18 protein-coding genes are annotated in these 24,342 nt (G+C 69.4%); 8 read left to right on the top strand and 10 right to left on the bottom strand.

Annotation, left to right across the window (positions count from 1 at the left end):
* Nucleotides 1-8: 8 nt before the first annotated feature.
* On the top strand, nucleotides 9-788 hold the full coding sequence (locus BN977_RS06405) for an enoyl-CoA hydratase/isomerase family protein (RefSeq protein WP_036396754.1): 780 nt from the start codon (nucleotides 9-11) through the stop codon (nucleotides 786-788).
* Here BN977_RS06405 and panB read toward each other — a convergent pair.
* Nucleotides 785-1,630, bottom strand: a complete 846-nt coding sequence (gene panB, locus BN977_RS06400) for a 3-methyl-2-oxobutanoate hydroxymethyltransferase (protein ID WP_024454264.1) — start codon at nucleotides 1,628-1,630, stop codon at nucleotides 785-787. The two genes, BN977_RS06405 and panB, sit on opposite strands and share 4 nt — an antisense overlap.
* A gap of 159 nt (nucleotides 1,631-1,789) precedes the next feature.
* Here panB and BN977_RS06395 point away from each other — a divergent pair, with 159 nt between their 5' ends.
* The 5 genes from BN977_RS06395 to BN977_RS06375 all read left to right on the top strand — a co-directional run bounded on the left by BN977_RS06395 (nucleotide 1,790) and on the right by BN977_RS06375 (nucleotide 10,724).
* Nucleotides 1,790-3,181 (top strand): WS/DGAT/MGAT family O-acyltransferase, encoded by a 1,392-nt coding sequence (locus BN977_RS06395; protein ID WP_036396752.1) that lies wholly within the window; start codon nucleotides 1,790-1,792, stop codon nucleotides 3,179-3,181.
* 42 nt (nucleotides 3,182-3,223) lie between these two features.
* The gene (locus BN977_RS06390; protein ID WP_191262633.1) at nucleotides 3,224-4,732 is read left to right on the top strand and encodes an alpha/beta hydrolase; all 1,509 of its coding nucleotides are present in this window, start codon (nucleotides 3,224-3,226) and stop codon (nucleotides 4,730-4,732) included.
* Between the two features lie 82 nt (nucleotides 4,733-4,814).
* Nucleotides 4,815-6,350 (top strand): alpha/beta hydrolase, encoded by a 1,536-nt coding sequence (locus BN977_RS06385; RefSeq protein WP_024454267.1) that lies wholly within the window; start codon nucleotides 4,815-4,817, stop codon nucleotides 6,348-6,350.
* A 66-nt stretch (nucleotides 6,351-6,416) separates the two neighbouring features.
* Nucleotides 6,417-7,757, top strand: coding sequence for a type I glutamate--ammonia ligase (gene glnA / locus BN977_RS06380; protein ID WP_024454268.1), 1,341 nt, complete (start codon nucleotides 6,417-6,419; stop codon nucleotides 7,755-7,757).
* A gap of 9 nt (nucleotides 7,758-7,766) precedes the next feature.
* On the top strand, nucleotides 7,767-10,724 hold the full coding sequence (locus tag BN977_RS06375; protein ID WP_024454269.1) for a bifunctional [glutamine synthetase] adenylyltransferase/[glutamine synthetase]-adenylyl-L-tyrosine phosphorylase: 2,958 nt from the start codon (nucleotides 7,767-7,769) through the stop codon (nucleotides 10,722-10,724).
* Between the two features lie 6 nt (nucleotides 10,725-10,730).
* On the opposite strand, the gene BN977_RS31350 is transcribed toward BN977_RS06375, so the two are convergent.
* Complete coding sequence (locus BN977_RS31350; protein WP_051561106.1) at nucleotides 10,731-15,515, bottom strand: cadherin-like domain-containing protein; 4,785 nt, start codon at nucleotides 15,513-15,515, stop codon at nucleotides 10,731-10,733.
* An 86-nt stretch (nucleotides 15,516-15,601) separates the two neighbouring features.
* Here BN977_RS31350 and BN977_RS06365 point away from each other — a divergent pair, with 86 nt between their 5' ends.
* Nucleotides 15,602-16,231, top strand: a complete 630-nt coding sequence (locus BN977_RS06365) for a PaaI family thioesterase (protein WP_036396751.1) — start codon at nucleotides 15,602-15,604, stop codon at nucleotides 16,229-16,231.
* A gap of 2 nt (nucleotides 16,232-16,233) precedes the next feature.
* Here the strand turns inward: BN977_RS06365 and BN977_RS06360 are convergent, their stop codons facing one another.
* The 3 genes from BN977_RS06360 to glnA (BN977_RS06350) form a co-directional block, all read right to left on the bottom strand.
* The gene (locus BN977_RS06360; protein ID WP_036396750.1) at nucleotides 16,234-16,662 is read right to left on the bottom strand and encodes a DoxX family protein; all 429 of its coding nucleotides are present in this window, start codon (nucleotides 16,660-16,662) and stop codon (nucleotides 16,234-16,236) included.
* A 24-nt stretch (nucleotides 16,663-16,686) separates the two neighbouring features.
* Entirely contained in the window at nucleotides 16,687-17,112 is a 426-nt protein-coding gene (locus BN977_RS06355) for a DoxX family protein (RefSeq protein ID WP_024454273.1), read from the bottom strand.
* 67 nt (nucleotides 17,113-17,179) lie between these two features.
* Nucleotides 17,180-18,616: a type I glutamate--ammonia ligase gene (gene glnA, locus BN977_RS06350; RefSeq protein ID WP_024454274.1), complete on the bottom strand. Its 1,437-nt coding sequence runs from the start codon at nucleotides 18,614-18,616 to the stop codon at nucleotides 17,180-17,182.
* 117 nt (nucleotides 18,617-18,733) lie between these two features.
* Here glnA (BN977_RS06350) and BN977_RS06345 point away from each other — a divergent pair, with 117 nt between their 5' ends.
* Nucleotides 18,734-19,195: an RDD family protein gene (locus BN977_RS06345; protein WP_036396748.1), complete on the top strand. Its 462-nt coding sequence runs from the start codon at nucleotides 18,734-18,736 to the stop codon at nucleotides 19,193-19,195.
* A gap of 22 nt (nucleotides 19,196-19,217) precedes the next feature.
* Here BN977_RS06345 and BN977_RS06340 read toward each other — a convergent pair whose 3' ends face one another.
* The 5 genes from BN977_RS06340 to sucB are packed head-to-tail and all read right to left on the bottom strand — an operon-like array spanning nucleotide 19,218 to nucleotide 24,255.
* Nucleotides 19,218-19,970 (bottom strand): DUF4191 domain-containing protein, encoded by a 753-nt coding sequence (locus BN977_RS06340; protein ID WP_024454276.1) that lies wholly within the window; start codon nucleotides 19,968-19,970, stop codon nucleotides 19,218-19,220.
* 17 nt (nucleotides 19,971-19,987) lie between these two features.
* The gene (gene lipA / locus BN977_RS06335) at nucleotides 19,988-20,920 is read right to left on the bottom strand and encodes a lipoyl synthase (protein ID WP_024454277.1); all 933 of its coding nucleotides are present in this window, start codon (nucleotides 20,918-20,920) and stop codon (nucleotides 19,988-19,990) included.
* Nucleotides 20,917-21,582, bottom strand: a complete 666-nt coding sequence (lipB, locus tag BN977_RS06330; RefSeq protein ID WP_036396747.1) for a lipoyl(octanoyl) transferase LipB — start codon at nucleotides 21,580-21,582, stop codon at nucleotides 20,917-20,919. The genes lipA and lipB overlap by 4 nt, the downstream gene beginning before the upstream one ends.
* 10 nt (nucleotides 21,583-21,592) lie before the next feature.
* Complete coding sequence (locus BN977_RS06325) at nucleotides 21,593-22,513, bottom strand: TIGR01777 family oxidoreductase (RefSeq protein ID WP_036396746.1); 921 nt, start codon at nucleotides 22,511-22,513, stop codon at nucleotides 21,593-21,595.
* Nucleotides 22,513-24,255 carry a 2-oxoglutarate dehydrogenase, E2 component, dihydrolipoamide succinyltransferase gene (gene sucB, locus BN977_RS06320; protein ID WP_036396745.1) on the bottom strand — a complete coding sequence of 581 codons (1,743 nt, stop codon included), beginning with the start codon at nucleotides 24,253-24,255 and terminating at the stop codon, nucleotides 22,513-22,515. The genes BN977_RS06325 and sucB overlap by 1 nt, the downstream gene beginning before the upstream one ends.
* Between the last annotated feature and the right edge of the window lie 87 nt (nucleotides 24,256-24,342).

The raw sequence follows: 24,342 nt of genomic DNA, 5'->3' as shown, positions 1-24,342 counted from the left end.
TTTGCGCCATGACCGAATTCGAGACGCTGACGTTCACCCAGTCCGGGCCCGTCACCAGCATCGTGCTGAACCGGCCGGACGCGGCCAACGGGATGAACGACACGATGACCCGCGACCTGGCCGCCGCGGCCACGCTGTGCGATACCGCGGGCACCAAGGTGGTCACCCTGACCGGCGCGGGACGGTTCTTCTGCGCCGGCGGCGATCTCAAGGCGATGGCCGCCGCGCCCGATCCGGGGGTGTTCGTCAAGGGCATCGCCGACGACCTGCACCGCGCGATGTCGACCTTCGCCAGGATGGACGCCGTACTGATCACCGCCGTCAACGGTGTGGCCGCCGGCGCCGGGTTCTCGCTGGGCGTCTCGGGGGATCTGGTGCTGGCGGCCGAATCGGCGTCGTTCACCATGGCCTACACCAAGGCCGGCCTGAGCCCGGACGGCGGCGCGTCCTACGTGTTGCCGCGCCTGGTGGGTCTGCGTCGCACCCAGGATCTGATGATCACCAACCGGGTACTCACGGCGCCCGAGGCGCTGGCCTGGGGTCTGGTCACCGAGGTGGTGCCCGACGCCGAGCTGCCGCAGTGGCTGGAAGCGCTGGCCGCCAAGGTGGCTGCCGGTGCGCGCGGATCCAACGCCTCGGTCAAGAAGCTGTTGCTGAACACCTACTCCGCCGGGTACGAGACCCAGCTGGAGCAGGAGGCGCGCCATATCGCTGCGAATGCCTCCGCTCCGGACGGCAGAGAAGGTGTCGCGGCGTTCCTGGGCAAGCGTGCCCCGGAATTCTCCTAGTAGGAGTGCTCCTGCGCCGGGAAGACCCCGGCGGCCACCTCGTCGGCGTATTGCGTTGCGGCGCTGCGCAGTACGTCGCCGATCTGGGCGAACTTCTTGACGAACTTCGCGGTCTTGCCCGAGGTCAGCCCGGCCATGTCCTGCCACACCAGCACCTGGGCGTCGCAGTTGGGGCCCGCGCCGATGCCGATGGTGGGGATGGTCAGTTTGCCGGTGATCTGAGTGGCCAGCTCGGCGGGCACCATCTCCAGCACCACCGCCACCGCACCGGCCTCGGCCACCGCGATCGCGTCGTGGATGGTCTGGTCGCCGGCGTCACCGCGGCCCTGGACCCGGTACCCGCCCAGGCTGTTGACGCTCTGCGGGGTGAAGCCGATGTGCGCGATGACCGGGATCCCGGCCTGGGTCAGTGTGGCGATCTGCTCGGCCACCCGCTCGCCGCCCTCCAGCTTCACCGCGTGGGCGCCGGTCTCCTTCATGAACCGGGTCGCCGTCGCCAGGGCCTGAGCCGGGCTGGACTCGTAGCTACCGAACGGCAGATCCGCCACCACCAGGGCATGCTCGGCACCGCGGACGACGGCGCTCACCAGCGGGATGAGCTCGTCGACGGTGACCCGCACCGTGGTGTCATAGCCGTACACGACGTTGGCGGCCGAGTCGCCGACCAGCAGCACCGGAATGCCTGCGTCGTCGAAGATGCGGGCGGTGGAGAAGTCGTAGGCGGTGAGCATGGCCCACTTATGGCCTTCGGCCTTCCACTTCTGCAGGTGATGGGTGCGGACCTTGGTCCGCGGGGTGGCAGTGCTCGTGGTGGTCGCACCATAGACAGACTGCTCAGACATCATTGTCCCTCGATGTGTGTTGTCGGGTTGATCCTCGAGGCCGTTGCTCGGTCCCCGGGTCGTCTGACACAGCCAGTCTGCCACCCACGATCGCGAACGTGAACGACGGGTTAAGTGGATTTGCTCACATCGCGGCGGTGCAGACCTACCATCGGCGTCATGCAAAGACTGAGCGGACTCGACGCCAGCTTCCTGTACCTCGAAACCGCGGCGCAGCCCTTGCATGTGTGCTCCATCCTGGAACTGGACACCTCGACGGTGCCGGGCGGCTACACCTTCGACCGGCTGCACGACGAGCTGGCCATGCGGGTCAAGGCGATGCCGGAATTCCGCGAGAAACTCGCCGACAGCCGATTCAATCCGGATCACCCGGTGTGGGTGGAGGACAACGATTTTGACGTGCAGCGCCACCTGCACCGGATCGGGCTGCCCGCCCCCGGCGGCCGCGCCGAACTCGCCGAGATCTGCGGGCACATCGCGTCGCTGCCGCTGGACCGCAGCCGCCCGCTGTGGGAGATGTGGGTCATCGAGAACGTCGCGGGCACCGACGCCCACGCCGGCGGCAAACTGGCGTTGATGACCAAGGTGCACCACGCCGCCGTCGACGGCGTCACCGGTGCCAACCTGATGTCCACGCTGTGCAGCACCGAACCCGACGCGCCGCCGCCGGACCCGGTGCCGGGCGCCGGTGGGGCGTCCGAACTGGAGATCGCCGTCAACGGCGCCATCAAATTCGCGACCCGCCCGCTGAAGTTGATGAACGTGCTGCCCTCCACCGTCTCGACGGTCATCGACACGGCGCGCCGGGCCACCAAGGGCCTCACCATGGCCGCGCCGTTCGCCGCCCCCAAGACGGCGTTCAACGCCAACGTGACCGGGCATCGCAACATCGCGTTCGCCGAGCTGGATCTCGACGACGTCAAGAAGGTGCGGGCCCACTTCGGCGTCAAGGTCAACGACGTGGTGATGGCGCTGGTGTCCGGCGTGCTGCGGCGGTTCCTGCTCGATCGTGGCGAACTGCCCGATTCGTCGCTGGTGGCGATGATCCCGGTGTCGGTGCACGAGAAGTCCGACCGGCCCGGCCGCAACCAGGTGTCGGGAATGTTCTCCTCGCTGCACACCAACATCGAAGACCCGGCCGAGCGGCTGATGGCCATCGCGGCGGCCAATTCAACTGCCAAACAACACAGTTCGGCGATCGGTGCCACCCTGCTGCAGGACTGGTCGCAGTTCGCGGCCCCGGCGGTGTTCGGCATCGCGATGCGCGTCTACGCGCGTAGCAACCTGTCGGCGGCGGTGCCCGTGCACAACCTGGTGGTCTCCAACGTGCCGGGCCCGCAGGTCCCGCTGTATCTGCTCGGCTCCGAGGTCAAGGCGATGTACCCGCTCGGCCCGATCTTCCACGGCTCGGGACTGAACATCACCGTCATGTCGCTCAACGGCAAGCTCGACGTCGGCATCATCTCCTGCCCGGAATTGCTGCCCGACCTGTGGGACATGGCCGACGATTTCGCCGTCGCGCTCGACGAGTTGCTGGACGTCACCGGGTAGCCTCACCAGCCGCGATGGGCACCCATGGCAGCATGGTCAGCCATGAAGTTCACGCGCGGCATTCTCGCGGCCGCCTCGGCGCTGCTCCTCGTCACAGCATGCAGCAATGTCGTCGACGGGCGAGCGGTCATCTCCGCGCCGCGGCCCGGCAGCCCGGTGCAGTGGGCGCCGTGCAAGGCGTCCTCCGGTGAGTCGCGGATCCCGTCCGGCGCCGAGTGCGGCTTCATCTCGGTGCCGGTGAACTACGACAAGCCCGACGGCGACGTCGCGCAGCTGGCGATGATCCGCTTCAAGGCCACCGGGCAGAAGATCGGCACGCTGTTCGTCAATCCGGGCGGGCCGGGGGAGTCCGGCGTCGAATCGGCGGTGTCGCTGGTGGGCACCATGCCCGAGTCGGTGCGCCAGCACTTCGACCTGGTCGGCTTCGACCCGCGCGGCGTCGGGTCCTCCAAGCCGGCGCTGTGGTGCAACTCCGACGAGGACAACGACCGGCTGCGGGCCGACCCGCAGGTGGACTACAGCCCCGAAGGGGTGGCCCACATCGAGGCCGAGACCAAGGACTTCGTGGCACGCTGCCAGCAGAAGATGGGTGACGAATTCCTGGAGAACGTCGGGACCGTCAGCGTGGCAAAGGATCTGGACGCCATGCGGCAGGCCGTCGGGGACGACAAGCTGACCTACCTCGGCTACTCGTACGGCACCCGCATCGGCGGCACCTACGCGGAGCTGTTCCCCGACAAGGTGCGCGCGATGATCCTGGACGGCGCGGTGGACCCGAACGCCGATCCGGTGGAGGCCGACATCCGGCAGGCCAAGGCGTTCCAGACCGCGTTCGACAACTACGCCGCCGACTGCGCGACCAACCCGGACTGCCCGCTGGGCACCGACCCGGCCAAGGCCGTCGACGTGTACCACTCGCTGGTGAACCCGCTGGTGGACAAGCCCGCCCCGACCAAGGACCCGCGCGGCCTGAGCTACAGCGACGCCATCGTCGGCACCATCCTGCCGCTGTACTCGCCGAACCTGTGGCGCCACCTCACCAAGGGGCTGACCGAGCTGAAGAACGGCCGCGGCGACACCATGCTGGCGCTGGCCGACCTGTACATGGGCCGCGACGCCGACGGGCATTACAACAACTCGACCGATGTGCGGGTCGCGGTGAACTGCGTCGACGAGCCGCCGATCACCGACCGCGCGACCGTCGTCGACGAGGACCGCAGGGCCCGCGAGGTCGCCCCGTTCATGAGCTACGGCGACTTCACCGGGCACGCCCCGCTGGGCACCTGCGCCTTCTGGCCGGTGCCGCCGACCTCCACCCCGCATCAACTCAAGGTGTCGGGCCTGCCGCCCACGTTGGTGGTGTCCACCACCAACGACCCGGCGACCCCGTATCAGGCCGGGGTGGACCTGGCCAAGCAGCTCGGCGGCGCGTTGCTGACCTTCGAGGGCACCCAGCACACCGTGGTGTTCCAGGGCAACACGTGCGTGGACGACATCGCCGCGAAATACCTTGTGGACGTGGTGGTGCCGCCGCCCGGCGCCCGGTGCTAGAGATAACGGCCGTATCACCGTCTGATTGCTGATCGTCACCGCGGTGACACTGGGCAAGACCCGTGAGATTCGCTGTGCGAACATGAGCGCCATGTGGCTGGCGGGCAGGGTTTTCGCGGTGCTGCTGGCCCTCCCGATCACGGCCGGCACGTGGTGTGCGCCCGCGCAGGCGGCGCCGGAGTCGAGCTACGGCCAGCCCGCGGTGTGGGGCAGTTGCCAGCGTTTCTTCGCCGCCAGTCCGCTGGTGACCCAGGCGCTGCCGACCGCGCAATGCGCCGACGTGCCGGTGCCGGTGAACTGGGATGCCCCCGATTTGCAAGGGGCGCAAGCACAATTGGCCGTCATCCGGGTGCCCGCCACCGGGCAGCGAATCGGCACGCTGATGGTGAACCCCGGTGGCCCTGGCGCGTCGGCGGTGGACACCGTGGCGGGCATGGCCGCCGCGCTGGACGGCACGGCCATCCGGCAGAGTTTCGACCTGGTCGGCTTCGACCCGCGCGGGGTGGGCTATTCGACCCCGCAGCTGCGGTGCCGCACCGACGCCGAATTCGACGCCTACCGGCGCGAGCCGCTGGCCGACTACAGCCCGGCCGGGGTGGCGCACATCGAGGACGTCTACCGGCAGTTCGCCCAGTCTTGCCTGGACCGGATGGGACGCGAGTTCCTGGCCAATATCGGTACCGCGTCGGCGGCCAGGGACATGGACGTGGTGCGGGCCGCGCTCGGTGACGAGCAGATCAACTATCTCGGGTTCTCCTACGGCACCGAACTCGGCGCCGCCTACGCCGACCGCTACCCCGACCGCGTCCGCGCGATGGTGCTCGACGGCGCGGTCGACCCCGGCTCGGACCCGATCAGCGAGAACGTCAACCAGCTGGCCGGTTTCCAGGAGGCGTTCACCGACTACGCCACCGACTGCGCGCGTTCACCGGACTGCCCGCTGGGCACCGATCCCGCGCAGTTCTCCGCCCGCTACCACCAACTGATCGACCCGCTGGTGCAGCGCCCCGGCGGCACCTCGGACCCGCGCGGGCTCGGCTACGCCGACGCCATCACCGGCACCGCCAACGCGCTCTACACCCAGCGGTACTGGAAGTACCTCACCAGCGGGCTGCTCGGCCTGGCCCGCGGCACCGACGCGGGGGATCTGCTGACGCTGGCCGACGACTACTGGCACCGTGACGAGAACGGGCGCTACGGCAACCAGCAGGATGCGTTCGCCGCGATCCGCTGTGTCGACGCGCCGTACCCGACCGATCCCGCGGTGTGGGCCGAGGCCGACCGGCGGGCGCGGGCGGCCGCGCCGTTCATGGAGTACGGCACCTTCACGGGGTACGCGCCCCGCGACATGTGTGCGTTGTGGCCGGTGCCGGCGACCACCGTGCCGCACCAGGCGTCGCCGCTGGGCGCCGGCAAGGCAGTGGTGGTGTCCACCACCCACGACCCGGCGACGCCGTATCAGGCCGGGGTCGACCTGGCCCGCGAACTGGACGCCTCACTGATCACCTTCGACGGCACGCAGCACACCGTCGTCTTCAACGGCGACGCCTGCGTGGACACCGCCGTGGTGAACTTCCTGGTCGGCCTGACACCGCCACCGGCCGGCCTGCGGTGTTGAGCCGCGCCGCCCAAACCGCGACACGTGTGTAACACGGATTTAACAGCCGCTGCCTAGGCTTCGGTCATGGACCGCCAGAAGGAATTTGTGCTGCGCACGCTGGAGGAACGCGATATCCGGTTCGTGCGGCTGTGGTTCACCGACGTCCTCGGATACCTGAAGTCGGTGGCGATCGCCCCCGCCGAGCTGGAAGGTGCGTTCGAAGAGGGCATCGGCTTCGACGGTTCCTCGATCGAGGGCTTCGCCCGCGTCTACGAATCGGACACCGTGGCGCGCCCCGACCCGTCCACCTTCCAGGTGCTGCCGTGGACCACGAGCGCCGGCAAGCACTACTCGGCGCGGATGTTCTGCGATATCACCATGCCCGACGGATCGCCGTCCTGGGCCGATTCCCGGCACGTGCTGCGCCGCCAGCTGGCCAAGGCCAGCGACCTCGGCTTCTCCTGCTACGTGCATCCCGAGATCGAGTTCTTCCTGCTCAAGCCCGGTGAGGACGACGGCTCGGTGCCGGTGCCGGCCGACAACGGCGGCTACTTCGACCAGGCCGTGCACGACGCCGCGCCCAACTTCCGCAGGCACGCCATCGACGCGCTGGAGCAGATGGGCATCTCGGTGGAGTTCAGCCACCACGAGGGCGCCCCCGGTCAGCAGGAGATCGACCTGCGCTACGCCGACGCCCTGTCCATGGCCGACAACGTGATGACGTTCCGGTACGTCGTCAAGGAGGTCGCGCTGGCCGACGGTGTGCGGGCGTCCTTCATGCCCAAGCCGTTCAGCCAGTACCCGGGCTCGGCCATGCACACCCACATGAGCCTGTTCGAGGGTGAGACCAACGCCTTCCACGACCCCAACGACCCGCTGCAACTCTCCGATGTCGCCAAGTCGTTCATCGCCGGCATCCTGGAGCACGCCAGCGAGATCAGCGCCGTCACCAACCAGTGGGTCAACTCCTACAAGCGGCTGGTGCACGGCGGCGAGGCGCCGACGGCGGCGTCCTGGGGCGCGGCCAACCGGTCGGCCCTGGTGCGGGTGCCGATGTACACCCCCCGCAAGGCGTCCAGCCGCCGCGTCGAGGTGCGCAGCCCCGACTCGGCCTGCAACCCGTACCTGGCATTCGCGGTGCTGCTGGCCGCCGGCCTGCGCGGTGTCGAGAAGGGCTACACCCTGGGCCCCCAGGCCGAGGACAACGTGTGGAGCCTGACCGCCGAGGAGCGCCGCGCCATGGGATACAAGGAGCTGCCCGGCAGCCTGGGCGTGGCGCTGGCCGAGATGGAGAACTCCGAACTGGTCGCGGAAGCGTTGGGGGAGCACGTCTTCGACTACTTCCTGCGCAACAAGCGCACCGAGTGGGAGAGCTACCGCAGCACCGTCACCCCGTTCGAGTTGAAGAACTACCTGTCGCTGTAGCTTAGGGGCGTGCCAAAACCAGCCACCCAGCGCCCGAAGCTGCCCAGCGTCGGACGGCTCGGTCTCGTCGACGCGCCGGCGCGCGACCGGCTGGACCGACTGGGCTGGAACACCGACGAGTACGTCGAACTGTTGTGGTCGCTGTCGCGTGCGCCCGACGCCGACGCCGCGCTGCTCACCATGGTGCGGCTGGCCGACGAACTGGGCGACGGCTGGGATGAGCTGAACCAGGCGCTGCTCAAGGACAAGCCGCTGCGCGGCCGGTTGTTCTCCGTGCTCGGCGGATCGGTGGCCCTCGGCGACCACCTGGTGGCCCGGCCGCAGTCCTGGCATCTGCTGGCCGGCGCGGGCACCCTGCCCGGCGCCGCCCAGTTGCGCGACGAATTCGTCGCGGTCGCGCAGAGCACCAGCGACACCCGCTCGGTGCAGGCCTCGCTGCGCGCCCTGTACCGGGACCGGTTGCTGGTGCTGGCCGGACTGGACCTGGCCCCGACCGTCGAGAACGAACCGGTGCTGGAATTTAGCACCGTCGGCGCACACCTGTCCGACCTGGCCGACGCCGCCCTGGCCGCGGCGCTGGCCGTCGCGACCGCCACGGTGTGCGGTGCGGACACCCCGGCGCCGCGGCTGGCCGTCATCGCCATGGGCAAATGCGGTGCGCGCGAACTGAATTACGTCAGCGATGTGGACGTCATCTTCGTCGGCGAGACCGCCGACGCCATCACCGCCCGGGTGGCCGGGGAGATGATGCGCTTCGCCAGCGACACCTTCTTCGAGGTGGACGCCGCGCTGCGCCCCGAGGGCAAGCGCGGGCAGTTGGTGCGCACCCTGGAATCGCACATCGCCTACTACGAGCGCTGGGCGAAGACCTGGGAATTCCAGGCCCTGCTCAAGGCACGCGCCGCCGTCGGCGATGCCGAACTCGGCGCGCAGTACATCGCCGCAATCCTGCCGATGGTCTGGACCGCTTGTGAGCGTGAGGATTTCGTGCCCGACGTGCAGGCGATGCGGCGCCGGGTGGAAGAACTGGTGCCGGCCGGGGTGCGCTCCCGCGAACTCAAACTCGGCACCGGCGGCCTGCGTGATGTCGAGTTCGCGGTGCAGTTGCTGCAGCTGGTGCACGGCCGCAACGACGAGTCGCTGCACGTGGCGTCGACGGTGGACGCGCTGGCCGCACTCGGATCCGGCGGGTACGTCGGCCGCGACGACGCCGCCAACATGACGGCCTCCTACGAGTTCCTGCGCCTGCTGGAGCACCGGCTGCAGTTGCAGCGCCTCAAACGCACCCACCTGCTGCCCGAGGATGACGACGAGGAGGCGATGCGCTGGCTGGCCCGCGCCGCGCACATCCGGCCCGACGGCCGCCACGACGCCGCGGGGGTGCTGCGCGAGGAACTGAAGCGCCAGAGCATGCGGGTGTCCCGGCTGCATGCCAAGTTGTTCTACCAACCGTTGCTGGAATCGGTTGGGAACCAAGGCTTCGACGTGATGAGCACCGACGCCGCCGAACGGCAGCTCGCCGCGCTGGGCTACGAAGGCCCGCAGAGCGCGCTGACCCATCTGGCGGCGCTGAGCAGTGAGGGCGGCCGGCGCGGGCAGGTGCAGAAGGTGCTGCTGCCCACCCTGCTGGACTGGCTCTCGGACACCCCCGACCCGGACGCCGGGCTGCTGTCCTACCGCCGGATCAGCGAGGAGCTGGGCGATCTGCGGTGGTACCTGTCCACCCTGCGCGACGAGGGCGCGGTGGCCAAACGCCTGATGCGGGTGCTCGGCACCTCGGCATACGTGCCTGATCTGCTGATGCGGGCCCCCGAGGTGATCCAGTTGTACGCGGACGGGCCGCAGGGCCCCAAGCTGCTGGAGGTGGACCCGGACAGCGTGGCGCGTGCCCTGGTCGCCTCGGCCGCCCGGCACGCCGACCCGGCCCGGGCCATCGCCGCGGCGCGCACCCTGCGCCGCCGCGAACTGGCCAGGGTGGCGTCCGCGGACCTGCTCGGCATGCTCGACGTCACCGACGTGTGCCAGGCGTTGACCAGCATCTGGGTGGCGGTGCTGCAGTGCGCGCTGGACGCGGTGATCCGGGACCGGTCGCCGCAGGGCGGGCCGCCGGCCCGGATCGCGGTGATCGGCATGGGCCGCCTCGGCGGCGGCGAACTGGGTTACGGGTCCGACGCCGACGTGATGTTCGTGTGCGAGCCGATGCCCGGGGTCGAGGAGTCCGCCGCGGTGCGCTGGTCGGTCGGGGTTGCTGAACAGGTGCGCAGCCTGTTGGGGATGCCCAGCTCGGATCCGCCGCTGGAGGTGGACGCCAACCTCAGGCCCGAAGGCCGCAATGGCCCACTGGTGCGGACGCTTTCGTCCTACGAGGCGTATTACGCGCAATGGGCGCAGCCGTGGGAGGTGCAGGCGTTGCTGCGCGCGCACAAAGTGGCCGGCGACGCCGAGCTGGGGGAGCGGTTCCTGCGGACGATCGACAAGACCCGCTATCCCGAGGGCGGTATCTCACCGGAGACCGTGCAGGAGATCCGGCGGATCAAGGCCCGGGTGGACGCCGAACGGCTGCCGCGCGGCGCCGATCCGAACACCCACACCAAGCTGGGCCGGGGCGGGCTGGCCGATGTGGAGTGGACGGTGCAGCTGCTGCAACTGCGGTTCGCCGACAAGATCCCGGCGCTGCACAACACCTCGACCCTGCAGACACTGAACGCGATCGGCGCCGCCGAGTTGATCGCCGAGGGTGACGTCGATCAGCTGCGCCAGGCCTGGCTGACGGCCACCCGGGCGCGTAACGCGCTGGTGCTGGTGCGCGGCAAGCCGACCGACCAGCTGCCCGGTCCCGGCCGGCAACTCAACGCCGTCGCCCTGGCGGCCGGTTGGGCCGACGGCGACGGCGGGGAATTCCTGGACAACTATCTGCGCGTTACCCGGCGGGCGAAAGCCGTGGTGCGCAAGGTGTTCGGGGACTAGCCGGCCTCACAGCGCCGAGGCCGTCACGCCCACCGCGTCGAACGCCGTCTTGATCGCCGCGATCTGGCTTGCGGTGAATCCGTTGGCGCGGGCGCTGGCGATCACCGCGTAGCGGGCGTCGACGAACCGGGCCGTCGACGGCATCCGGTACAGCGACTCGTAGAACACCCGCGCCCACTGTTCGCCGGACACCTCGTTCTTGGTGGCGTCCATCATCTTGTACGCGGCGAAGGTGAGGATCCCGCTGTTGCTGTGCACGTAGTCGAAGTCGTCGGTGGTGTTGTCGTGGCAGCCGCAGGGGTCCACGTAGCGGCCGCCGTAGGTCTCGGGCTGACCGTAGGCCGATGGGTCCTGCATGCTGCGGTACGGGTTTCCGGCCGCGTCCTCGGCGAAAAGCCATCGGCCGCTTCCGGTTTTGTTCTCGATGAGGGCGCCCATGATGTCGGCATAGCCCTCGTTCAGCGCCCCGGACTCGCCGAGGTAGGCGAATCCGTTGACGTACTGGATGACCGCGTGGGTGTATTCGTGCCCGACCAGGTCCAGGGCGGCCTGGGTGGCGCCGGAGTCGCCGAACACCAGCTCCGAACCGGTCCAGGCCGCGTTGCGCCAGCCCGTCGCCGCCGATCCGCTCGGGTTGTAGTCGATGCTGAGCACGATGGGCGCACCGTTGTCGTCGAACGAGGTCCGGCCCAGCACCGTCGAGTAGTAGTCGTACACGCGGGTCATGTTGGCCTGCGCCGACACCGCGGCCGTGCCCCAGCTGGAGGTGTAGGCGACGGTGGTGCCGGGGATGCTCGGCAGCCCGGGCCAGCCGCTGCTGACATAGGTGGTGGTGTAGGTGGTGATATTGCGGGTCGGGTCGCTGAGCACCAGGGCCGACCCGGTGTTGCCGGCGCCGACGGTGCGGGTGGCGCCCAGCAGGTCGGTGCCGCTGGACCGCAGCGGGCTCAAAGCCTGTTGCGCACTGGAGAATTCGGAGAAGATCTGGCCGGCGTTGCTGCCGTTGGCGTAGATGAAATAGGTGACGCCCTCGGACGGGTACGGGCTGTCGGGCGCCGAGTCGACCACCACCCGCCAGGCCAGCGCGGCCGGGTGGAACCGGACCAGGGTGTTCAGGTTCTCACTGACATCCTGGTCGTAGATCACCAGATCGGTGGCCAGGTGCAGGGTGGCCAGGAAGGCGTCCTTGGTGGCCTGGCTGGGGGTGCCGGCCAGGCCGGTCAGCAGGTCGTTGCGGACGATGGCCTCGGCGTCGGCGGCGTGACCGAGCGACGGCGTGGGCGTGGTGTTGACGCTGCCGAGCGCGGAGTCGTAGTTGCTCACCAGCCCGGTCACCCGCCCGGTGCTGTCGGTGGCCAGCACCACCTCGCTGCCCAGCACGGCCAGCCCGCCGACCCGTTGGGTGAGCCGGTAGAACACGTCGCCGTTGTAGGCCGTGGTGGACACGGCGATCCGGGCGGCGTCAGCGAAGCCGGCGGGGGCGCCCAGCAGGGTGGCGACCTTGTTCAGCACCGCGGCCGCGGACGCGGCGTCGGACACCGTGGCGACGGTGAACGTGCCGTCGATATTGCGCACGGTGCCGTTGGCGTTCTTGCTGACATCGACGTCGCCGGTGCCGGCCAGGGTCTTCAGTTCGGCGAGGGTGAGGGTGCCGTCGGCGTCCGGGTGCAGTGCGGTGATCGGCACGCTGACATCCACCGGGATGCCGTCCCGGCCGTCGTACGCGGCGACGGTGAAGGTCGCCACGTCGGGCTGCGGGGTGAACCAGGAGTGGTACCGGGCGACGGTGCTCGGGGTGAAGGTGAAGGTGCCGTCGGCGTTGACGACCACCGAGCCGACCGTGCTGGCGATGGTGGAGTCGAGCAGGTAGGTCAGGGCGGTGCTGTCGGTGGCGTTCACCTGGCCGGTGACCACGCCCGTCGATGAATTGGTGTTGGCCACATAGGCATTGGTGACCGCCACGGGCAGGTCGTTGCCCGGGGTGGAGGCGGTCACCGCGACTGTGACGGTGACCGCCCGGCTGCCGCCGTGGCCGTCGCTGATGGTGACGGTGAACGTGTCGGTGCCGGTGCCCGCCGCACGGGCGGCAGCGGTCGGGGTGTAGCTGAACGAGCCGTCGGCGTTGACCACGACGGCGCCCTTGGCCGGGCCGGTGGAGGTGTAGGTGAGGGGGTCGCCGTCGGCGTCGGTGGTGGTGATCCGGCCGGTCACCCGCCCGGTGTAGGCGCTGACGAGCGGCGTGCTCACGGTGGCGGTCGTCGGGGCGGTGTTGCGTGGGTAGACGGTGACGGTGACCGGCACCTGGATCACCGCGCCGTGGCCGTCGTCCACGGTGACGGTGAAGGTGTCCTGGGTGGGGCCGGTGGCCGCCGCGGCCGCGTGCCGCGCGGTGACCGTCGGGGTGTAGGTGAAGGTGCCGTCGGCCTTGACCACCGCGGTGCCCTGCAACGTCGAGACGGTGCCCTCGTAGTAGATCCGGTCGGCGTCGCCGTCGGTGCCCTTCACCGACCCGGTGATCACGCCGGTCGACGTATTCGCCGTCCCCACCGTGGTTTTCACCGTCGGTGCCTTGTTGGCCGGGACGACGGTGACGGTGATGGTCTGCTGCACCACCCCGCGGCGACCGTCGTCGACGGTGAAGGTGAAGGTGTCGGACAGATCGGTGGTCGGCGCCGTGTCGGCGGCCGCCTTGTGCCGAGCGGTGGCGGTGGGGGTGTAGGTGAACGTGCCGTCGGCGCCGAAGCTGACGGTGCCGCGCACCGGTGCGCTGAGCACGGTGATCTTCAGCGGGTCGGCGTCGGCGTCGGTGACCCCAGTGGAACCGCTCACCACACCGGTGACCGTGCTGGAGGTGGTGATCGGCACGGCCACAACGGGTTTGGTGTTGGTGGGCACCAGGGACACCACCCGCATGGCGCTGCCGCCGGCGGTGTAGAGCTGCATGCCGTCGGGGCTGGCGGCGATGCCGTGCACCGTGTCACCGGTGTCCAGCGTGGTGAGCAGGGCGTCGGTCTTGGCGTCGTACACCGTCAACTCGCCGCCGGCCGCGGTGACCAGCAGCAGCGAGCCGTCCTTGTTGACGGTCGCCGCCCGCACCGGCGCGGTGGCCTCGAACTGGTCCACCACCGTGTACTTGGCGGTTTCCACCACCTTGACGGTGCCGCCGTCGGTGACCACGTACAGCCGTGAGCCGTCCTTGGCGGCGGCCACGGCGGTGGGTGAACTCCCCGGAATGGCAAGCACTTTGGCGGAGTTCCACCAGGACGAGGTGGTGTACACGGCGACCCCGGCCGGCGTGGTGGCGTAGAGCTTCTTGCCGTCGGGACTCAGGATCACCGAGGTGGCGCCGACGGTGTTGCTGATCCAGCCGGTGATCGAATTGGTCGACGTGCTGAACTTCGCGACCTTGCCGGTCGCGTTGCCGATGAACAGGGTTCCGCCGGAGGGGCTGATGGCCAGGCTGGTGGGGGTGGCGCTGGTGCCGATCGTGCGCTTGACGGTGTTGGTGGCCGCATCGATCACCGAGATGGTCTTGCTCGCGGTGTCGGCGACATAGACGTACTTGCCATCGGGCCGGACCGCGACCGCCGTGGGGTTGGGGCCGACCGCGATGGTCTTGACCACAGTGCCGTCGAGGGTGTTGACCACCGTCAGTGTGCCGGCCGCGGAGTCGGTGAGGTAGGCGCGCGTGTTGGTTGCCGCGATGGCGGTGGACTGGCCGGTGCCGACCGGACTGAGCAGCTGCACCGGGGTCGGGGCGATCGGAACGGCCACGTCGAACGGCACTTTGGCGGTGCTGCCGTCGTACGCCGTCACACGGAACACGGCGTCGGGAACCGAACCGAGGCCGGCTTGCACCCGCTGCGCGGCGGTGGGGGTGTAGGTGAACGCGCCGATGGAGCTGAACTTGACGGTGCCCAGCGTCGGCGGGGTGACCAGCGCATAGGTCACCGCCTTGCCCTCCGGGTCGACGGCGTGGACCTGACCGGTCACCGCGCCGGTGGTCGGGTCCGCCTCGCCCAGGGTGGTGGTGTCGGGTTGCGGCGGCAGGTTGGTGACCGTGGCGGTGGCCGTGGTGAGGCTCAGTGCGCTGACGGTCTGGGTCTCGGTGCTGCGGGTGGCGGTGTCGGCGGTGGCATCCGAGAGCCCGAGTTCACGGCGGGCGGCGGCCATCAGCACCCACAGGCCGGGGAACTCGAGGTGCGGCACCGACCCGCCGCCGAGGAACGGGGCGGTGAGCGCGGTCAGGAAAGTTTGGACGGCCTTGACCAGCGGTGGCGTGCTGGGCCGGGGTGCGAGCGCCGGGACGGGTTGCTGCACAACGGAACTGACCGCGGCGGTGACGGTGGGGGCGGGCTGCGCGGTGGCGGCCGCGGCTGTGGCCGGGGTGGTGTCGGTCTTGGCCGCCGGCTGATCGGCCGTGCCGGCGGTCCGCGGTTCGGCGGTCGGCGTGGTCTTCTTCGAGGTGTGGGTGCTGGCGCGCGGCGCCGTTTTTCGGTTCTTCTTGGTGGTGGGCTTGTCGGACTTCTGCTCCGGGGTGGTCACCGTCGCCGCCGCGATCTGGGACTCGGAGGCTGCGGTGGCCGCGGTGACAGCAGCGGTGCCCGCGGTGTCGGGGGCGCTCGTGGTGCTGGACGTGCCGGTGCCGGACGTCTCGGTCGACGTCGTCTCGGGTTCGGCCCCCGCCACCGCGGGGACGGCGGTGATACCCACCCCGATACCGAGCGCGACCGCGAGCGCGCCGACCCGGCCCACGTATCGGGCATGACCGCAGATCCGTGCGTCGCTCATGGGGAGACGATAGACGTTGACGCGTGCGTAAGGCGCATTTAGCACCTGATTGCGGCAACGCCGTGCCGGGCTGATAGAACCGGTTGATGGGTGTTCCGTTCGAGGTGATCAGTGCCGACGAGCACGACCGGCTGCAGGAGTTGTACGGGCCCCTGACGGCAGCCGTCCGCAAACTCGTCGACGCCAGCATCCGGACCGGTGTGGACGACGAGACGATCCGGGCAGCGGTGGCGTCGATCGAAGCCGTCACCGCGTCGCTGGAACGCCGGCAGCACGACGGACCGCGCACCCTGCGGCACGAGATCACCGGGCGCCCGGTGGCCTGGGCCGACCCGGCCATCGGGCTGCGCAATGCGATTGCGCCGCCGCTGCAGATCCACCACACCGAGGCGGGCCGGTGCTGGACCGAGTTCACCCTCGGCGCGGCCTACGAGGGCCCGCCGAACCGGGTGCACGGCGGGATCTGCGCCCTGGTGTTGGACCATCTGCTCGGCGAGGCCGCCAGCGAGGGGCTGATCAAGCCGCGGTTCACCGGCACGCTGACCCTGAAGTACCTGCGCGGCACCCCGCTCGGGGCACTGCGCGCCGAAGCCTGGATCGACCGCGTCGAAGGCGTCAAAGCCTTTGCGCGGGGCCAGATCCTGGACGCCGAAGGGGTCACCGTCGAGGCCGAGGGCATCTTCGTGATGCCCGCGTGGGCGCGGGAAGCGGGCTGAGCTCAGCTCTTGCGCCGCAGCGCCGCGTCGACCGCCAGCGCGCCGCCGCCGGTGAACACCAGCAGGAAGAACCCGAAGCAGTACAGCACCGCCAGTTCACCGCCGTTCTCGATCGGCCACAGGCCCGTCGGCTGGTGCTGGGTGAAGTAGGCGAACGCCATCTCCCCGGCGGCGATGAACGCGGCCACCCGGGTGAACAGGCCGGCGATCAGCAGCAGCCCCAGCACCAACTCGATGACACCGGCGTACCAGAACGGCCAGGTGCCGGTGGGGACGGCGCCACCGGGGCCGGGCGGGATCGGCCACGCGAACAGCTTCGAGGTGCCGTGCACGGTGAGCAGCAGGCCGAAGACGATCCGGAACACCGACAGCACCACCGGTGCGAGTCCGTTGAGCTTGGCGTCAATCTGAGGTGATGGCATGCCGCCCATAATAGGACTACGGTCCGCTTATCTCTACGGCTGGGTGGTGCGGTGACGCAGCGCATCGAGCGCGTACGGGCCGCCGCCGGTGAAGACCAGCAGGAAGAAGACGAAGCAGAACAGGATCGCCGACAGGCCGCCGTTGCCGCCGTACTGGGGGTCGACGATGGGCCACAACGCCAGCGGCTGATGCTGCCAGAAGTAGGCGACCGCCATCGCGCCCGAGGCGATGAAGGCCGCGATCCGGGTGAACAGGCCCGTCATGATCAGCAGGCCGCCCACGAACTCGATCAGACCGGCGTACCAGGCCGGCCAGTTGCCCGTCGGAATGCCCATCGCGATGGGCCAGTCGAACAGCTTCGAGGTGCCGAACGCCGTGAACAGGAAACCGAACACGATGCGGACCAGACTCAGCACCGTGGGCGCCAATGCTTCCAAGCGAGTATTCAGGTTGTTCATAGGGTTACCTTACTGAATACGACAAAGGCCCCCGGCGAACCGGGGGCCTCGTCGCGACGGCGGGGATTTAGACGTCGTAATAGAGCGAGAACTCGTACGGGTGAGGGCGGATCTGCACGGGCAGAATCTCGTTCTCCCGCTTGTAGCTGATCCAGGTCTCGATCAGGTCCTCGGTGAACACGCCACCCTCGGTGAGGTAGTCGTGATCCTCTTCCAGGCGGTCGATCACCGCGGCCAGCGAGGTCGGGGCCTGCGGGATGTTGGCGGCCTCGTCCGGCGGCAGCTCGTAGAGGTCCTTGTCGACCGGGGCCTGCGGCTCGATCTTCTTCTTGATGCCGTCGATACCGGCCATCAGCATGGCCGCGAACGCCAGGTACGGGTTGCCCGAGCTGTCCGGGCAGCGGAACTCGAGGCGCTTGGCCTTCGGGTTGTTGCCGGTGATCGGGATACGCACACAGGCCGAGCGGTTGCGCTGGCTGTACACCAGGTTGATCGGGGCCTCGTAGCCCGGCACCAGACGCTTGTAGGAGTTCACCGTCGGGTTGGTGAACGCCAGCAGCGACGGGGCGTGGTGCAGGATGCCGCCGATGTAGTGGCGGGCCAGATCCGACAGGCCGGCGTAGCCGGACTCGTCGTGGAACAGCGGCTTGCCGTCCTTCCACAGCGACTGGTGCACGTGCATGCCCGAGCCGTTGTCACCGAACAGCGGCTTCGGCATGAAGGTGACGGTCTTGCCGTTCGCCCACGCCGTGTTCTTGATGATGTATTTGAACAGCAGCACGTCGTCGGCCGCGGCGAGCATGGTGTTGAACTTGTAGTTGATCTCGGCCTGCCCGGCGGTGCCGACCTCGTGGTGGCCGCGCTCCAGGGTGAAGCCGGCGTTCTGCAGGTTGGTGGCCATCTCGTCGCGCAGATCCACGTAGTGGTCGTACGGAGCGACGGGGAAGTAGCCGCCCTTGGGGCGAACCTTGTATCCGCGGTTGGCGCTGCCGTCGGCCTCGAAGGGCTCACCGCTGTTCCACCAGCCGGACTCGGAGTCGACCTCGTAGAAGGTGCCGTTGATCTTCGAGTCGAAGCTCACCGAGTCGAAGATGTAGAACTCGGCCTCGGCACCGAAGTAGGCGGTGTCGGCGATGCCGGTGCTGGCCAGGTAGTTCTCGGCCTTGCGGGCGACGTTGCGCGGGTCGCGGGAGTAGGCCTCGCGGGTGAACGGGTCGTGGACGAAGAAGTTGAGGTTCAGCGTCTTGGCAGCCCGGAACGGGTCGATGCGCGCGGTGTCGGGGTCCGGCAGCAGCATCATGTCGGATTCGTGGATGGACTGGAAGCCGCGGACCGACGAGCCGTCGAACGCCAGGCCGTCTTCGAACACGCTCTCGTCGAAGGCCGAAGCCGGGATCGAGAAGTGCTGGACGACACCGGGCAGATCGCAGAAACGGATGTCCACGTACTCGACGTTCTCGTCCTTGATCAGCTTGAAGAGGTCGTCCGCTGTCTTTTCTGCCACTGAGTGCTCTCCTTTGACTGGTTACCCGCCGGTGACGCTAGGGAAATGATGTTGCCCCGCGATCAACCATATGTTGCGTGGACGTTACGCAATCGGGTGCGCTCTATGCTTGGGCACATGGCCCGCGAAATCGCGTCCTGGCTGTCCGGACCGGAGCCAGGGTATGAAACCGGAGAGTATCCCGGGCAGCGATTGGGCCTGCCCGAGCGCGGCCCCGGCTCCATCGCCCGGTTCGGCCGGCGCACCGCCGCGCTGCTGATCGACTGGCTGATCGGATACGGGCTGGCCGCACTCGGCATGACGCTGGGCTGGGTCTCGATGACATCGCTGTCCACGGCCGTGCTCGGGGTGTGGTTCGTCCTGGGCGTGCTGTCGGTGCGGCTGTTCGGTTTCAGCCCAGGGCAATTGGTGATGGGGCTGACGGTCGTCCCGATCGACGGCCGGCGCGACTATGTCGGGCTGGGCCGGGCAGTCGGGCGCGGCCTGCTGATCGCGACGGTGGTGCCGCCGCTGTTCACCGACATCGATCTGCGCGGGCTGCAGGACCGGGCGACGGCCACCGCCGTCGTCCGCCGCTGACTGTTCGCGGGAAAGTGTCAGCTCACCTGCGGCGGACCGTGCGCTGCATACCCTTGAGCTTGCCGGCGTTGGGCAGCGGGCCCTTCGGCATGGCCGCCGGGCCGACCTTGGAGCCCAGGGCCACCAGCTTGGACTCCAGCGCATCCATCTGCTTGGCGTTGATATTCGCCGGCAGCTTCATCAGGTGGCGTTCCAGCTTGGACAGCGGCACCTCGCCCTCGCCGTTGCCGACCACGATGTCGTAGATCGGCACATCGCCGACCAGCCGGGCGGTGCGCTTCTTCTCCTGGGCCAGCAGCGGTTTGACGCGCGACGGCGAACCCTCGGCGACGAAGATGACGCCGGGGCGGCCGATCACCCGGTGCACGGCGTCGAAGTTCCCGGTCGCCGCGACCCCGGGGGTGACCCGCCACTTGCCGCGCATGTTGTCCAGCGCCCAGGCCGCCGCACCCGTCTGGCCCTCCGCCTTGCGGTATACCGACTTCTGCGCGCGCCGGCCGAAGATGATGAACGCGACGAGCGCGCCCAGCACGACGCCGAGCGGGATCAGCATGTAGGCGGTGAAGCCGCCGGCGAACAGTCCCAGCGCCACCGACGCGGCCACGATCAGCACGAACGCGCCGATCATGTACGGCAGCAGGCGGCTGTCCTCTTTGCGCTGGATTTGGAACGCCTGCCACAGCTGACTGCGCCGCTGCTTGGACGCCGCCTTGCGGGCGGCCTTGGCCTCGGCCTTGGCGGCCTTGGTCTGGGCGGGGGTACGTGATTGCGCCATAGCCCTGAGGATACGGCTCAGGACACAGGCGGACGCACGCGCGCCGCCTGCTCGTACAACCGGCCGGCCCGGTAGGAGGAGCGCACCAAGGGTCCGGCCAGCACGCCGGCGAAGCCGAGGCTCTCGGCGAAGGCCGACAGCTCGACGAACTCATCGGGGTGCACCCACCGGTCCACCGGGTGATGCCGCGGGGACGGGCGCAGGTATTGGGTGATGGTGACGATGTCGCAGCCGGCCTCGTGCAGATCGGCCAGCGCGGTGCGCACCTCGTCGGTGGTCTCACCCATGCCCAGGATCAGGTTGGACTTGGTGACCAGCCCGTAGGTACGCGCGGCGGTGATGACGTCCAGGCTGCGCTGGTAGCGGAACGCCGGGCGGATCCGCTTGAAGATGCGCGGCACCGTTTCGACGTTGTGCGCGAATACCTCTGGGCGCGAGGCGAAGACCTCTTCGAGTTGTTCGGGGATCGCGTTGAAGTCCGGGGCCAGCAGCTCGACCCCGGTGTTCGGGTTCAGCGCGTGGATCTGGCGGACGGTCTCGGCGTACAGCCAGGCCCCGCCGTCGGGCAGATCGTCGCGGGCTACCCCGGTCACCGTGGAGTAGCGCAGCCCCATGGCCTGCACGCTCTCGGCGACCCGGCGCGGTTCGTCGCGGTCCAGCTCGGCGGGCTTGCCGGTGTCGATCTGGCAGAAATCACAGCGGCGGGTGCACTGCTCACCACCGATGAGGAAGGTGGCCTCGCGGTCCTCCCAGCATTCGTAGATGTTGGGGCAGCCGGCCTCCTCGCACACCGTGTGCAGACCCTCGCGGCGGACCAGGTTCTTCAGTTCGGTGTACTCCGGGCCGGTGCGCAGCCGGGTCTTGATCCACGGCGGTTTCCGCTCGATGGGAGTCTCGGCATTGCGCACTTCGAGGCGCAACAACTTACGGCCTTCGGGTACGACGCTCACTGGGCCAATGCTACGCGGATGTGTCCATCCAAAGCGCCGGCGACCGCTTCGGCGACGGCGTCCGTGACATCTCTCACGCCGACGTGGCGGCCCAGCTCGGCGGTCAGGGACGTGACACCGGCATCGGAGATGCCGCACGGGATGATGCCGCCGAACGCACCGAGGTCGCAATCGCAGTTCAGCGCGAAGCCGTGCAATGTCACCCCGCGGGCAACCCGGATACCGATGGCGCCGACCTTGCGTTGCGGTTGGCCGGGCACCCACACACCCGATCGGCCCTCGACCCGGCCCGCCTCGAGGCCGAGGTCGGCGCACACCGTGATGAGTGCTTCCTCAAGGCGCCGAACGAAATTCACCACATCGAGCGGTTCGGTCAGCCCGATGATCGGGTAGCCGACCAGTTGGCCGGGCCCGTGCCAGGTGATCTTGCCGCCGCGGTCGGTGTCCACCACGGGAACGCCGGCCGTACTGGGTCTTTCTTCGGGCAAGGTCCGCTTGCCGGCGGTGTACACCGCCGGATGCTCCAGCAACAGCAGGGTGTCGGGCCCGCCGGCCACCCGGGCGTCGGCGATCTCCCGCTGCAACGCCCACGCGTCGGCGTAGTCCACCGTCCCCAGCTGCCTGATCTCAAGCGGTGTGGTCGACGATCGGATGGAGGACATAGCAGCCAAGTTACCCGGTCGGGGCGGTGCGGGTGGCATACGCAAGGGCCTCACCGACGGTGTTGTGGTGGAACCGGAATCCCGCCCGTTCCAGTGCGGCCGGGATGGCCCGCTGGCCGAACAACAAGCCCTCCTCGGCGAACTCGCCGAGCACCGCCCGCAACGCGATACCGGGGACGATCATCGGCGTCGGGCGGTTGAGCGCCCGGCCCAGCGCCGTGGTGAACGCGCCGTTAGTCACCGGCGCCGGCCCGGTGAAGTTGACCGGCCCGGCCAGCTCGTCGTGGGTCATGGCGAACAGCAGCGCCCGCACCTGGTCTTCCAGCGTGATCCACGGGAAGTACTGGCGGCCACTGCCCAACCGGGCCCCCAGGCCCAGGCCGAACAGCGGCCGCAGCCGGCCGAGCACCCCGCCGGACGGCGACAGCACCAGGCCGGTGCGGACCAGCACGACGCGCGCCCCGCCCTCGGCGGCGGGTTCGGTGCCCGCCTCCCAGTCCGCGCACAACTGGGCCAGGAAACCCTGACCCTGGGGCGCGGTCTCGTCGGCGACCTTGTTGCGGGTATCGCCGTAGAACCCCACGGCGCTCGCGTTGAGCAGGACCGGGACCTGCGCGTCGGCGACGGCGCCGGCCAGCACCTCGGTCGGCCCGATCCGGCTGTCGCGCAGGCTCTGTTTGAACGACCCCGACCACCGCCGCGAGCCGACGTTGACGCCGCAGAGATTCACCACCACGTCGACGCCGGCCAGCCTGTCGATGTCGAAGTCGCCGGTCGCCGGGTTCCAGAACAGCTCGTCGGCGTTGCCCGGTGCGCGGCGCACGATGCGGATCACCCGGTGATCGGCGGCGCGCAACGCCGTCGTCAACGCCGATCCGATCAGCCCCGATGACCCGGCGATCGCGATCACGCCGGGTCCCTGCACCGACATTAGAGACCCAGGTCGGCCTCGAACGCGCCCTCTTCAAGCCGCCGCTTGATGGTGGTGAGGAAGCGGCCGGCATCGGCGCCGTCGATGAGGCGGTGGTCGTAGGTCAGCGGCAGGTAGGCGACAGACCGCACGCCGATCGACTCGTTGCCGTTCTCGTCGACCACCACGCGCGGACGCTTGACGATGGCGCCGGTGCCCAGCATCGCGGCCTGCGGCGGCACCAGGATCGGCGTGTCGAACAGGGCGCCCTGGCTGCCGATGTTGGTGATGGTGAAGGTGCCACCGGACAACTCGTCGGGCTTGAGGTTGCCCGAGCGGGCGCGGGCGGCGATATCGGCGATGGCCCGGGCCAGCCCGGCCAGCGACAGGTCGCCGGCGTTGTGCACGACGGGTGAGAGCAGACCCTGTTCGGTGTCGACCGCGAAGCCGAGGTGCTCGGCGTCGTAGTAGGTGATCTCCTTGGTGTCCTCGTTGTAGCTGGCGTTGACGTTCGGGTGCGCCTTGAGCGCGTCGACGACCGCGACCGCGAAGAACGGCAGGAAGGTCAGGTTGACGCCCTCGCGCTCGGCGAAGCTCTTCTTGGCCTTCGCCCGCAGCGCCACGATCTTGGTCAGGTCGACCTCGTGTGTCTGCGTCAATTGCGCTGTGGTCTGCAGGCTTTCGCGGGTCTTCTTCGCCGTGATCTGACGGATCCGGTTGGCCTTCTGCGTGGTGCCGCGCAGGTGGGCCAGTGCCGGTGCCGGGGTCGCGGCGGCCGCGGGCTGGGGGGCCTTGGCGGCAGGGGCCGCGGGGACGGCGGGCGCCGGAGCCTTCTTGGCTTCGGCGGCGGCGAGCACATCCTGCTTGCGGATCCGGCCGCCGACCCCGGTGCCGGTGACCGACGCCAGGTCGACGCCGTTGTCGGCGGCGAGCTTGCGCACCAGCGGGGTGACGTACGGGCTGGCGTCATCGCTCTGGGCAGCCGCCGGTGCGGGCTTCGCGGCCGGAGCCGGGGTCGCGGCCGGCGGCGGCGACGGAACCGGCGGCGGGGTGGCGGCGACCGGCTCGGGCTTGGGCTCCGGTTTCGGCTCGGGCTTGGGTTCCGGCTTGGGCTCGGGGGCCGGTGCGGCGGGTGCGGACCCTTCGGCGCCGATCTTGGCCAGCTCGCCGCCGACGGCGACCACGTCGTCCTCCTCGGCGGTGATGGCCACCAGCACGCCGGCCACCGGGGACGGGATCTCGGTGTCGACCTTGTCGGTGGACACCTCGACCAGCGGCTCGTCGACCGCGACGGTGTCGCCGACCTTCTTCAGCCACCGGGTGACGGTGCCCTCGGTGACGCTCTCGCCGAGCTCGGGCATCTTCACGGAAGTGGACTCGCCGCTCGCGGCGGAAGTCGATTCGCCGCTCGCGGCGGGCTTGGCGGGCTCGGGCTCCGGCTGGGCCTGTTCGGCAGCCGGCTCCGGCTCGGGTTCGGGCTGGGCCTCCTCGGCGGGAGTGGCATCGCCGGTCGGGGCGGACTCGCCGGCCTCACCGATCAGCGCCAGGTCGCCACCGACCTCGACGACATCGTCCTCCGCCGCGATGATCTTCGTCAGCACGCCCGAGGCCGGCGCCGGGATCTCGGTGTCCACCTTGTCGGTGGACACCTCCAGCAGCGGCTCGTCGACCTCGACGGTGTCCCCTTCTTGTTTGAGCCACCGCGTGACGGTCCCTTCGGTCACGCTCTCACCGAGTGCGGGCATCTGGACGGAGATGGCCATGGGTTTTGACTCCTCGAGCAGTCGTCGTCACGGGGGGAATGCGATGCAGGACCCATCCTGTCACGTCCGCTCCGCTCGGTCGTCGCA

Source organism: Mycolicibacterium cosmeticum (genome assembly GCF_000613185.1).
In the GTDB taxonomy this organism is placed as follows: Bacteria; Actinomycetota; Actinomycetes; order Mycobacteriales; family Mycobacteriaceae; genus Mycobacterium; species Mycobacterium cosmeticum.
This window is presented reverse-complemented; position numbering and strand designations above follow the sequence as displayed.